Origin of the sequence: Pusillimonas sp. (assembly GCF_044464525.1) — a bacterium.
GTDB lineage: Bacteria > Pseudomonadota > Gammaproteobacteria > Burkholderiales > Burkholderiaceae_B > Pusillimonas.
Genome location: NZ_JBIQLE010000020.1, coordinates 1 through 11,610, shown reverse-complemented (window position 1 = coordinate 11,610; position 11,610 = coordinate 1). Strand labels below are relative to the sequence as shown.

The 11,610-nt window shown below is 59.4% G+C and carries 9 protein-coding genes and 1 tRNA gene; 4 read left to right on the top strand and 6 right to left on the bottom strand.

Translation table 11 applies throughout. The annotated features are described in order from the left end of the window. The first annotated feature begins 55 nt into the window (after positions 1–55). The 3 genes from ACIY1O_RS11845 to ACIY1O_RS11835 all read left to right on the top strand — a co-directional run bounded on the left by ACIY1O_RS11845 (position 56) and on the right by ACIY1O_RS11835 (position 2,627). On the top strand, positions 56–1,093 hold the full coding sequence (locus ACIY1O_RS11845; protein WP_397475298.1) for an aminoglycoside phosphotransferase family protein: 1,038 nt from the start codon (positions 56–58) through the stop codon (positions 1,091–1,093). Beyond that, positions 1,093–1,791, top strand: a complete 699-nt coding sequence (gene murU, locus ACIY1O_RS11840) for an N-acetylmuramate alpha-1-phosphate uridylyltransferase MurU (protein ID WP_397475297.1) — start codon at positions 1,093–1,095, stop codon at positions 1,789–1,791. Before ACIY1O_RS11845 ends, murU begins: the two co-directional genes overlap by 1 nt. Before the next feature lie 131 nt (positions 1,792–1,922). Continuing rightward, positions 1,923–2,627, top strand: a complete 705-nt coding sequence (locus tag ACIY1O_RS11835; RefSeq protein ID WP_397475296.1) for a hypothetical protein — start codon at positions 1,923–1,925, stop codon at positions 2,625–2,627. A 71-nt stretch (positions 2,628–2,698) separates the two neighbouring features. On the opposite strand, the gene ACIY1O_RS11830 is transcribed toward ACIY1O_RS11835, so the two are convergent. From ACIY1O_RS11830 to mnmC, 6 genes are all read right to left on the bottom strand, one after another. Continuing rightward, positions 2,699–3,220, bottom strand: coding sequence for a DUF421 domain-containing protein (locus tag ACIY1O_RS11830; RefSeq protein WP_397475295.1), 522 nt, complete (start codon positions 3,218–3,220; stop codon positions 2,699–2,701). Between the two features lie 123 nt (positions 3,221–3,343). Further along, positions 3,344–5,335, bottom strand: a complete 1,992-nt coding sequence (locus ACIY1O_RS11825; RefSeq protein WP_397475294.1) for a PhoX family protein — start codon at positions 5,333–5,335, stop codon at positions 3,344–3,346. Between the two features lie 189 nt (positions 5,336–5,524). After that, entirely contained in the window at positions 5,525–5,728 is a 204-nt protein-coding gene (locus ACIY1O_RS11820; RefSeq protein WP_397475293.1) for a hypothetical protein, read from the bottom strand. 333 nt (positions 5,729–6,061) lie between these two features. After that, a tRNA-Lys gene (locus ACIY1O_RS11815) sits at positions 6,062–6,137 on the bottom strand. Positions 6,138–6,240: 103 nt separating this feature from the next. After that, a complete protein-coding gene (locus ACIY1O_RS11810; RefSeq protein WP_397475292.1) occupies positions 6,241–8,448 on the bottom strand; it encodes a glycoside hydrolase family 31 protein in 2,208 nt (735 codons plus the stop codon). Positions 8,449–8,564: 116 nt separating this feature from the next. Continuing rightward, positions 8,565–10,424 (bottom strand): bifunctional tRNA (5-methylaminomethyl-2-thiouridine)(34)-methyltransferase MnmC2/FAD-dependent 5-carboxymethylaminomethyl-2-thiouridine(34) oxidoreductase MnmC1, encoded by a 1,860-nt coding sequence (gene mnmC, locus ACIY1O_RS11805; protein ID WP_397475291.1) that lies wholly within the window; start codon positions 10,422–10,424, stop codon positions 8,565–8,567. Between the two features lie 126 nt (positions 10,425–10,550). Between mnmC and ACIY1O_RS11800 the strand changes: the two genes are divergently transcribed. Next, entirely contained in the window at positions 10,551–11,399 is an 849-nt protein-coding gene (locus ACIY1O_RS11800) for an inositol monophosphatase family protein (protein WP_397475334.1), read from the top strand. The last annotated feature ends 211 nt before the right edge of the window (positions 11,400–11,610 follow it).

The following is an 11,610-nucleotide window of genomic DNA, read 5'->3' as shown; positions in this document are numbered from 1 at the left end:
ATAATTGGCGGCATAATTGCCTTTTAATCTTTACCCGAACCAACGGAAACATCACGTGAATCCCAGCGACGAACTCCGCCTGCAGGCCTTGAAACAATGGCTGGCTTCTCTGGCCCACGAACACCAGCTCAATCTTGAGACCCTGCGGTCCGCTTCCAGTGACGCAAGCTTCCGCCGCTATTTCCGGCTCGAGGGTCGCGAAGGGACGCTTATTGCCATGGACGCCCCGCCCCAGCGCGAAGACTGCCGGCCGTTCGTGCTGGTGGGTGAAAAGCTGCGGCAGGCCGGCGTGAACGTGCCCCACATCTACGCTCAAGATCTCGACCAGGGCTTCCTGCTTATTTCAGATCTGGGGCGGCAAAATTACTACCACGCCATCACCCAGGGGATGCCCGATGATAGGCTTCAGGCCCTGTACCGCCAAGCGATCGCGGCGCTGGTGCGCCTGCAGCACGCGGATACAGCCGGTCTTCCCAACTACGACAAAACGCGGCTGCGGGCCGAGCTTGATCTCTTCCCCCAATGGTACGTCGAGCGCCATTGCCAAAGCCGGCTAGACGATGCCGAGCAAGCCATGCTGGAAAAGATATTCCTGGCCCTGGCTCAAGACGCCGCCGCCCAGGCTGTAGTACTGGTCCATCGCGACTACCACTCGCCCAACCTGATGATGCCGGCACCGGGCTCCAGCGACGCCCCAGGCGTCATCGACTACCAGGATGCGCTGGCCGGGCCGATCACCTACGATATTGCTTCGCTGGTAATGGATGCACGCACCACCTGGGAGGAAGCCCAACAGTTGGATTGGGCCATACGCTACTGGCAGGCGGCCCGCGACGCCGGCCTGCCCGTGCATTCAGACTTTGCGGATTTCCATCGGGCCTACGAATGGACCAGCCTGCAACGCAACTTACGCATACTGGGGGTGTTTGCCAGGCTGTCCCATCGAGACGGCAAAGACCACTATATTGACCACATCCCTCGCGTCCAGGCCTATGTCCGCCAGGTTGCCGGGCGTTATGGCATCTTCGCCCCCTTATTACGCTTGCTCGATCGGCTTGAGGGCCGTCAAGTTTCTTATGGGTATACATTTTGATGCACGCAATGATATTGGCTGCTGGCCGCGGGGAACGCATGCGCCCGCTCACCGACACCCAGCCCAAGCCCTTGCTGAAGGTTGCGGGCCGATCCTTGATCGAATGGCACATCAAACGCCTTGTCGATGCCGGCATCACCCAGGTGGTCATCAACCACGCCTGGTTGGGCGGGCAGATCGAAGAAACCTTGGGCGATGGCAGACGCTACGGAGCCCAGATCACCTACTCGGCTGAAACAACGGCGCTTGAAACCGCCGGTGGCATTGCCAAAGCCTTGCCGCAGCTTGGAAACGACCCCTTTCTTGTCTTGAACGGCGATGTTTGGTGCGATTGGAATCCAGCCCAGGCCGCAGACGTCGCCTCCATGCTTAGGGCTCGTTCGCTTCAAGCCTGGTTGCTGCTTACCGATAACCCCGCTCACCATCCCGACGGCGACTTCTCGCTGGGCGCCGACGGCGTGCTAAGTGACGCGCAACCGGCCGACACCCTTACTTTCACCGGCATCGGCGTGTATTGCCCGGAGCTCTTCGCGGCCACACCCACCGACCAGCCTGCTCCGCTGGCTCCGCTTTTGTACGAAGCGATCCGACAGCGACGCGTCGTCGGCGAGCACTACAATGGGCTTTGGATGGATGTAGGCACGCCGCAGCGGCTGGCCGAACTGGACAGCCTGCTGGCATCCGGCCCCGCTCTGTGACAACATGCTGCAAAGGGCAACCAAGCCGACCCTTGCCATGATAACGTGGGTCTTTCCGCGTTATGCTTTATAGTTTTTCACGTCGTTTCACTCGCTGCGGTTTCGACGGCCTGCTTCACGGAACCTTACATATGGCCCTATTTTCTTCGAACAAGCGTGTCGCTTTCCAACCCACAGCCTATGGGTCCACCCGACGCAAGCGCGGCATCCCCCGCTGGCTCGTCCTTATCCTGACAGGCATCGTGCTGGGCGCCGGCGGCCTGCTTTTTTTGCAGAAAAGCTACGGACCGCCCCGTCTGACCGCTGAAGAATCCGAACGACTGCATCAAGATCTGAATAGTGCCAACATCGACAAGCAGCGCCTGCAATCGCAGCTAAATCAGCAAACACGCGATCTCAAAGAGGCGCAGTCCTCGCTGACCAGCCAGGAAGCTGAAATTGAACAAAGCAAGGCGCAGCTGGAATCACTGCAACAAGACATCCAGATGCTGCTGGCGGACATCCCGGCCGACCCACGCGGCACCTCGCCGGGCATAAGGGCGGCCGTGCTAACCAGCGAATCGGGCACGCTCAACTATCAGATTCTGATAATGCAAGACGACCCATCCGCCCCAACGTTCGATGGCAAAATGACGCTTGTTGTAGAAGGCCGCTACCCCAACGGGCGCAGTAACACAGTTACCCTGGACCCTATTGACTTCAAGGTCGATCAATACAAGTACGTCAAGGGCGCCGTACCGCTACCCGACGCCATGACAGGCCGCCAAGTTACGATCCGAATCACACAAGGCGATAGCACCCGCCTAAGCGCCACTCGCACCATCCGCGTACGCTGATCTGAGCCAGCACCCCAGCCTGGCGCTCTGCCAGGCTGTCTGGCCCCGCAGCAGCCCTGGAACGTAATCCCTCACGGTTCGGCCAGTGTCGAAGACGCCTTCGACACGTCATCTCCGGTTTTGATCACACTGAACTGTCCGTTGGCTTCAATATAAGCCCGTTTCACCTCGTCGATAGACTCGACCCCCTTCAGCCTCAGCTGCTCCATTAATTCGCCACGGCCTATGTGTTCACTGCGCAACCCTGCCCGTAGGATGCGCCCGTCTTTTATCAAGCAGACTCTTTCCGGCTCAAGCAAGCGACGAAAAAAGGGAGAGTAATAGGCCGCCCGATCAAGCAGGACGCTCCAGGCAACAATGGTCACAACCACCACGAGACCGTCGCTGACCGAGGGTGAGCCCCCCGTAAGAGCGGCGCCGGCAGCGTCCGCCACCATCACCAGCACCAGTAGGTCGGCAGTACCCAGAGAACCTAGCTCCCTACGCCCCGCGACCCGTAATAATACAAGCACCGTCCAATAAACAGCGGTTCCCCGCAGCATCATTTCCATGATGCCCAGGTCAAGAGCAAAGATGTCAACCAGATTAGGCACGGCCCTGATCCCCCACACATACGTTGTGCAGATTGGGGCAGGCAAGCATCATGCCCGGTCACGTTCTTGCCGACGACCACCGGGAAGACGCAACCGGTCGCGAACCGGGTTGACACGAGCACCTCAGGTCCCGATCACCCCGCCATCGTCCTTGGTGATGATCACGGTGGCCGAACGGGGCAGCGCGCCTTCTCCATCCGGCCAACTGCTGTCGCCGCGTTCTCCGGGATGCTGGATGTTGATGAACATGGTCTTGCTGTCGGGCGTAAAAGCGATGCCGGTGACTTCACATTCTTTTGGTCCGACAAAGAACCGGCGTATTTCTTTGCTGCCAGGGTCGGCGCACAACATTTGATTGTTGCCTTGCCCTTCGTAGTCGTCGGCATTGCTGTAGCTGCCGTCGGTCTGGATCCACAGGCGACCGTCCTTATCGAAACCCAGGCCATCCGGACTGTTGAAGGTATTGTCCGCCGTCACGTTTTCAGAGCCCGATTTCAAGTCGGTGCGATCCGCGTACTTGATGGGATTGCCCGCCAGAACGAAAAGGTCCCATTCGAAGGTCAGGGCGGCTGCGTCGCCGCCCGCTTCGCGCCAACGTATGATCTGTCCAAAGAGGTTGGCAGCCCGGGGGTTCGCATCATCGACCTCCTCTTGCTTGCGACCGCTGTTGTTGGTCAGAGTCACATAGACCTCACCGCTGACTGGATGCACTGCCACCCATTCGGGCCTATCCATCGGTGTTGCGCCCAGAACATCTGCTGCGAGCCGCGTATTGACAAGCACCGCGGCTTGGTTGGGAAAGCTTGCATTCAGGCGCAGCAAGTCGTTCTCAGCCTGATCGAGCAACATCCATTGGCCCGTACCCATGAAGTCGCCGTCGGTATCGCCGTCTTCGAACTTGGCCACGTAAAGCTTGCCGGTATCCAACAGAGTCGAGTTGTCGGCACCCTCACGATAGCTGTTTTCCGACACAAACTTATAGATGTAATCACCGGCTTGGTCGTCGCCCATGTAAATGACGATGCGATTGTCTCCTGCCAACCTGTAGGCGGAATTCTCGTGCTTGATGCGGCCCAGCGCAGTGCGCTTTTGAGGCATCGAATCCGGGCGGAATGGGTCTATCTCCACGATCCAGCCGAAACGGTTGGCCTCATTCGGCTCTTGCACATAATCGAAGCGCTCAAACGCCTGCTCCCAGCCGTAGTCGGTAAGCCCCTTGGTAATGCCATAACGCGATTGGGAAGGGTCAAGAGCAGGCGCGGGCGCCGTTGTCGTACCGAAATAGTTGTTGAAGTTCTCTTCGCAAGTCAGGTATGTGCCCCACGGCGTCCAGCCATTTCCACAGTTGTTGAACGTGCCCAGCGCTTTTGTGCCCGTCGGCTCGGCGTTGGTCTGCAGCAGTGCGTCGCCACGAGCCGGACCGGCAAGCTCCATCTCAGTATCCGCCGTAATGCGGCGGTTATAGGGCGAATCGATCTGTATTTCCCATTTGCCGTCGATATTCTTCTTGATATGGATTACCGAAACACCATGGGCATTGATCACCTTCTGCGATCTTTCCTGCTTAAAGGCCAGATCGTTCGACGCCGGCCCCGTATCATCCTTGCCGAACAGCCACACGTATAGTCCCTCGGCACCACCAATGGTGGTGGCGTATTCGTGGTTCATTACCACCAGGCCCTCGTCGTTGTTGTCCGGCGTCATGGAGAAGAAATGGATGCCGTCATGGTTGTCGCCAACCTGCCTTGCTTGCGCCGCCGAGGTGTCACTGCCGTCACCCTTCCATTCGACGCCGGAAAACAGCGGCTCGCCCCACCGGGCAAAAGGTGTCGCCGTGTAGCCCTGGGCAATGACATGGGTGTCCGCGATGGAAATGGGAACCGGCTTGAAGCCAAGTAATGAAGAAGGTTCGCCCGGCCCCTCTGCACCATCTGCGCCGCCGCTTCCGCCACAAGCAGCCAGCGGCCCGGCAAGGAACATGGCGGCCGACAAGCCAAGGCCCGACTTCAAAAAGCCGCGGCGACCGCGCACACGCTCCACAACCTCCTGAAAATGTTCATTGTCGGAAAGGTTGGTGGACAGTTCGTCGGAATCCAGTACACGAGTGTATTTCATGGGTAGCTCGATAAGAGTGGCAACAAGAAGCACGCAGTATCGAGGACGCATGTTGCAAGTCTATTAAGCTTCACTGCCAGCCGGCAGTTTCCAGTATCAAGATGTGTACCAAGAAGGTATGCGGGTATAAAAAAGCAGGCTCTCAAATACTTGAGAGCCTGCCACATAAGACCCGTCTACCGCACTGGTTTACCTTCCTCGCGCAGCGCCTCTTCCCATGTTCTTGCGGTCGTGGCCGGCTTTGGCGTTCTTGATTCCGCCGCTATTTCCTTGCCCGGGCCAGCGCGCTTGTTTAAGAGCAGGCGGCGCGCCTTCCGGCTTCGCTTTCTCGGTCGCCTTGTCTTTCTTGTCCATTTTAAATCTCACATAACGAAGCGACAGCAGATTTACCATCGCAACTTAATAGCATAGGCGACATTGGCATATAAAGCTCTACTTACTTTCGAGCTGTCCAGGCAGGCTTGATCGCCACCCGTACGGATAGCGCCAGAGCGAATATCGAAAAGCCCAGCGGCCCAGCCGCGATTACCAGGGCACACGTCAGGCAGGAAAACACGACAAAAAGTGCAGTGAATGCCCCGATCTCCGATAATGGAGAAGAGGCCACCTAGCCCCGTCTTACCTGGCGCACCACGCAAACCATGTCACGTTTATGGCACACGGCAATGCGGACAAAAAGAAAGCCGCTTAATAGCGGCTCTAGGCACTTGTTTTCTTTAGGTTAAGTGGTGGGTTGGCCGGGGCTCGAACCCGGGACCAACGGATTAAAAGTCCGGTGCTCTACCAGCTGAGCTACCAACCCGTCAAAAACCAAAGATTGCAATTATGAGCTATTTTTTTTAATGAGTCAAACCAAAACAGGAAAATAATGCTGCAGCTTAAAGCCAGGGAAGTACCCCTGGCCGCTACCTGACTCGTGAGATACGCACCTCGGCGCCTCGACGCTTCACCTCGAGCCCTTCGGACGGAAGTATCTTCAAGCCCTCAAGCCCCTTGATATAGCTGGAGCCCTGCATTTGCATGACGCGAATCTTGTTGCGCATGACGACGGGGCTGTGCTCGGGCATGCCGAACATCCAGACTTCTTCGAGAATGCGGGCCGAGTTGAACTCTCCGGTGTGCTGCGCCGCGGGCCCCAGACAAAGCATATGCCCCTCGCGGCCAAATACAGGCAAGGCCTCAAGCCCCACCTCGACCGACAACACCTGGCCGCCTTCGTAGCGCTGGCCGGTGCTGATGTCCCACCAGGCATCGCCGGCGGGGAGGTATATTTTATGTTCGACGCCGGGTTTCAGCACCGGAGCGACCAGCAACGCAGGGCCGAACATGTATTGGGTATCCCACAAATGGGCCATTACATCGTCCGGAAATGCCATTGCCGTCGAGCGCTGCACCGGCAGCCCGGTGCGGACGGCGTCTTCGATAATGCCCAGCACATAGGGGATCAGCCTATAGCGCCACTGCAGCCAATGTCGAACCAACGCGCGGGTATTTTCGTCGAAAGCATGCGGCATCAACCGGGGCACGCCCTGGAAACTAAAGTTGGCGGACAGCACGCCCGCCGCCAGCCAGCGCAGATAAAGCTCTGCGTCCATATCATTGGCGGGCTCGTGGGCACAGCCCAGCCCATGCACCTGAGCAGTGACGCCGCTATTGCCTAACGCCAAAGCGGTGCGCAGACTATGAGCCAGGCCCTGCCAATCGTTGTTGACCCGAGGCGCAGCTTGCCAGGCATAGCGCTGCACCCCTGGAAAAAGGTCGGAGCTAAAAATAACGCCTTCTTGCGGGGTTTTATGGCCTGCCACTGCATCAAATAGCGCCTGGCGAGCCAAAAGCGGGTAGATAGTGCGTAATTGCGCGCCTGTTTCGCCGCCACGGGCGGTGATATCGTCGGGAATATCAAACTGCGCATCGCAAACCGGCGCGCCCAGCCCTTCATCGAATACCTGGCGCTGCCGTTCGGCCCACAGCTTGTAAACATCCTTGTAGGTAAGGTCGAGCAAGCCAAAAGGCTTGCCGCCGCTGGCTTCAGTACCCGCGAATACCTGGGCCTCACCCGAATCGTTGATCAGCAGCCAGCCCCGATCTTCCCATTCTTCGAACAATGGCGTGCCGGCCAGCACGCCCGGAAACGTGGGTGCGGCAAGATGCAGGTCGAGCTCGACGAACCGGGCCAGGTCGGCGCGGGGATCGGCCGTACGCGCGCCATCCCATTCAAAAGCCGGCTTGTCGGCCTGAAAGCCGTACACCGCGGGCGCACTGAGCTGAACGGCGTCAAGAGCGAATTCGTCATCCCGCATGCCTTTGGCCATGGCAAGTACTTCATCGACCGACTGGCCCGGGGCCTGCTCCAGCCAGATGCCCATGGGCCACAAGCAAGGCTGGCCGGCGCGCCCAGTAAGAGCGGTGTACTGGTTGAGTATTTCGGTGGGATCGCCCGCGAACAGGAAGATGTCCAATACCGCGGCGTGCGAAGTAAGCTCGTAGACCTCGGGGTCATGGCTGCCCAGGTCGTGTTCGACGCGCCCGAGGCTATTGACGTACAGGCCCCAGCCTCGCGGGCTCCAGGCCAAGGGCAGAACCCGTGCCTTGGGAAGGTCGGACACCAGGCGCTGACCGCGCCGATCAAGATCACCGGCGGTTTCACCCAGGCCGTAGATCGAGTCGTCGACATTCAGTTCCCAGCGAAGACGCCAGGCATCGGCATCCTGTACTTGCCCGTGCTGGAGTGCAGACACTCCGGTGCGCAACAGACATTGCTGATCGCGGTAAAGGCTGATCTGCAGGGGCTGTATGGCGATCTCTAGAACGAGGTCGCCCTGCTCGATACGCCAGCCTTGCTTGCCTGGCACAGAAGAGACCGCCAATTCGCTGACGGCCTCCTGACGTGCAAGAAGCATTTCGGCATGCGCCTTGGCGCGTGGCCCGGGCTTCTCGTTGTGCAAGATGGTGGCAGGGGCGCACCGCAGCCGGTATACACCAGGGGCGGTCGCTTCTATTTCGAGCTGCAACTCGGAACCCTCGACAGTGAACGCCACACGAGTGGATTTCGCGGTCAAGAATTGTAAAGAATCAAGTTGCGTCACGTGAGCAAGTTCAGACTTGGGCGGCACAGCGCAATCCTCGGCAAAAGCCTCTAAAGCATTCAAAAGATACTATTTTGACGGATTTACGCTATAAAATAAAATGACTTCAAGCGATACACCGTTTAAAAACCATGAAACCCCAACTAACGGGGCGCTACAGCCCGCTGCAAAGATCGTTCCAGCGGCAGCGGCTCTGCGTCCAGACTGGCTGCGAGCAGGTCGCCGGCCAGCGCAGACCATGTCAGGCCGCGCGAGCCGTAGGCACAAGCAAGCCACAGGCCCTGTACGCCCTGCACCGGACCAAACACCGGCAATCGCCCTCCTACAACGGCCCTCCAGCCGGCCCAGCCGCCAGAGGCGTCAAGCAATCGCATGACATCGTCCGCCTTCATTTTCAGCATACCGGCCATCTGTTCTGAAATTATCCGGTGCCCGTGTTCTGTGACAGCACTGCCGGCGGCATTGGCCACATAAGTGCTTCCGGCCACATTGATGCCGCCTATTGAGGGCAACCAGTAGCCCTCGGCACTAAGTATCGTCGCCGGATCGCGTCCGGCGTCGAGTGCGCGAAAATGGCTGACCTGGCCTGCCAGCCTCCACCCCGAACTGAGCTTGGGCAGCTTCCGCAGGTCGACACACGTCGAAAGCAGCGTGGCAGCCGCTGTTGAGTTGGCCAATACCACCGTCTCCGCCTCAAAGATGCTTCCGTTGTCGCACTTCGCAAGCCAACGCTTGCCATCACGCCGCAAACTTTCAATATGGGCGGCGCGACATTGGATATGAGAATTATCAAGCAATGCATCAAGCAACGGCTCGGGATGGACAAGCTGTCCGTCGGCGAAGAAAGTTCCGGGCCGGTCGAGCCGAAACCCTACGCGCCGGGATACTTCATCGGCATCCAGCCACCTGACCCATGCCTCTGGAAATTGCAGCGTATCGAGTGTCGATCGTCGCAAAGCCTCTTGAGAAGCATCGGCCAGAAGCTCTATTGTACCAACCCGGCTCGGACGCGCGCGCAGGGGCAGTCCTTGCCACCGATGCAAGGCGCGCAACACGCCGGATCTGCTTAGCCGCGCTCGCTGATCATCATCCCCCGAAACCAATGGCGTCATGGCGGCCGCAAGATGCCCACGATGGCTCGCCCCCCGGCCATTCACAAGAACAGGATCGACCACGAGCGCTTGCCGCCCCCTTGCTGCAAGCGCATGCGCCAGGCCGGCTCCTGCGGGACCAGCACCGATAATCAATACCGGCCCGCTGTTAATGGCCGTGCTTCCCCAGCCCAGGCCCGGGCGCAAGACCGCTCGGGTCATCTCCCGCTTCCCACCGAACCCAGGGGCCTTGTTCACGATAAAGCCCGCATCGCGCAAAGCGCGGCGCACAACTCCGTTGACGCACCAAGTAGCGGCGGTCGCCTCGGGTCGCCCCAACCTCACCAGTTGGCCGAATAACGCGGGCGACCACATTGCAGGATTCTTGTCTGGCGCAAAGCCATCCAGAAAAAACGCATCCGCCCCCGCCTGAGCCTCCCGCGCCGCCTGCTCGATGCGGCCGAAGAAAAGTGTCAGGGTAAGGCGGCCCGCCTCAAATTCCAGGCGATGCACCCCGGGCAGCAACACCGGCCAGGCATCGACAAGTTGGCCGGCGAGTTCGCGCAAACCCTCCGGCAGTTCTCGCGACGCCGCGGCCAAGTCGGAGGCCAGGAACGGGTGTGCCTCGAACGCCAGAACATGCAGTCGTGCGCAACGGCGTGGATCGTCACGCCAAGCCTGCCATAACGCCAGGAAATTTCGGCCCAGGCCGAAGCCGGTTTCACACACCGTAAAAGAAGCCCTGCCGCGCCATCTTTCCGGCAGCCCGTTGCCTCGCAAAAATATGTGGCGCGCCTGTTCAATTGCGCCTTGCCGTGCGTGGTAGACATCCCCGTAAAGCTCACTGAATGGCGTGCCCGTTTCATCCCACTGCAGGCGGGCCGGAACAAGAGGCGCAAAGCGATGACTCATCGCGCGGAGGCTGCGCCTGGCGCATATGCAGTCAAGTCGTTCTGAACAACACGTTTACAACGCTCTGCCACGATGCCGCCAATGTTGCGTACACTAATGTCTTTCATTGCCGCTGCCCGCCTTCGTATGTCATCGTCCCAGTTTCATCTTAGCGAGTATCTCAACGCCGCCATTTCGGCCGCACGCACCGGGGCCGCCATCCTTCAGGCCCATTCGCTGCGCCGATCTGATCTGATCATCGACAAGAAAGCCCGCAACGATCTCGTATCGCAAGCCGATCGGGACGCCGAGGCGGCCATCATCGAGCAGCTACAACAGAGCACGCCTCAGTTCGGCATCGTAGCCGAGGAAACCGGCGGCCAGGCAAGCGGCGACGCAACATGGTACATCGACCCGCTGGACGGCACTACAAATTTCCTTCATGGCATTCCCCACTACGCCGTGTCGATCGGCCTGATCGCACACGCCGGCGCCGTGGTCGAGGGCGACCGTCCACTCGAGCACGACACCCCGATAATCGGCGTCGTATACGACCCCAATCGCGAAGAACTTTTCACCGCCATGCACGGCGTGGGCTCGTGGCTCAACGAACACCGCCTATCTTGTTCTCAAACCGACAGCCTGGCCGAATCTCTCTTGGCAACCGGCTTCCCATTCAGGGATTTTTCCTTCGCCGAAGAATACATGCCCACCCTGAACGCCGCCCTGCCAGTCACCCGCGGCGTACGCCGCATGGGCTCCGCGGCACTTGACCTTGCCTGGGTTGCCTGCGGCAGGTACGACGGCTACTGGGAAATGGGCCTGGCCCCCTGGGATGTGGCAGCGGGCACGCTGATCGTGCGCGAAGCCGGTGGCATTGCAGAAGACATGCGCCGCGCCGAGCCCTGGCCGCACGGCGGGTATATCTATGCCGGCAACCAGCACGTCGCCTCCGCCCTGAACGACATGATCCACCCCCACCTGAAGCCCCGCTAGAGCTTTTTTGGCTCAAATGCATAGCTTCGAAGTTTACCCAAATTGAGGCTGATGGGCGGGGAGCACGGCGCAGTCCGTACAGCGTGCGCCGAATTTTTCTGACTGGGTCGGGGGATGTCGGCGACAGCCTGTCCGAATCCCAAGCCGCGCAGCGGCGAGGTCAATGGAATGGACGCCTCCACCCGGTTTCGGCATATAAAGATCCAATGAC

Bases quoted from the DNA above. Each gene is read 5' to 3' on its own strand.
- murU (WP_397475297.1), top strand. From the start codon at position 1,093: ATGCACGCAATGATATTGGCTGCTGGCCGCGGGGAACGCATGCGCCCG.
- ACIY1O_RS11835 (WP_397475296.1), top strand. From the start codon at position 1,923: ATGGCCCTATTTTCTTCGAACAAGCGTGTCGCTTTCCAACCCACAGCC.
- ACIY1O_RS11825 (WP_397475294.1), bottom strand. From the start codon at position 5,335: ATGAAATACACTCGTGTACTGGATTCCGACGAACTGTCCACCAACCTT.
- ACIY1O_RS11820 (WP_397475293.1), bottom strand. From the start codon at position 5,728: ATGGTAAATCTGCTGTCGCTTCGTTATGTGAGATTTAAAATGGACAAG.
- mnmC (WP_397475291.1), bottom strand. From the start codon at position 10,424: ATGAGTCATCGCTTTGCGCCTCTTGTTCCGGCCCGCCTGCAGTGGGAT.
- ACIY1O_RS11800 (WP_397475334.1), top strand. From the start codon at position 10,551: ATGTCATCGTCCCAGTTTCATCTTAGCGAGTATCTCAACGCCGCCATT.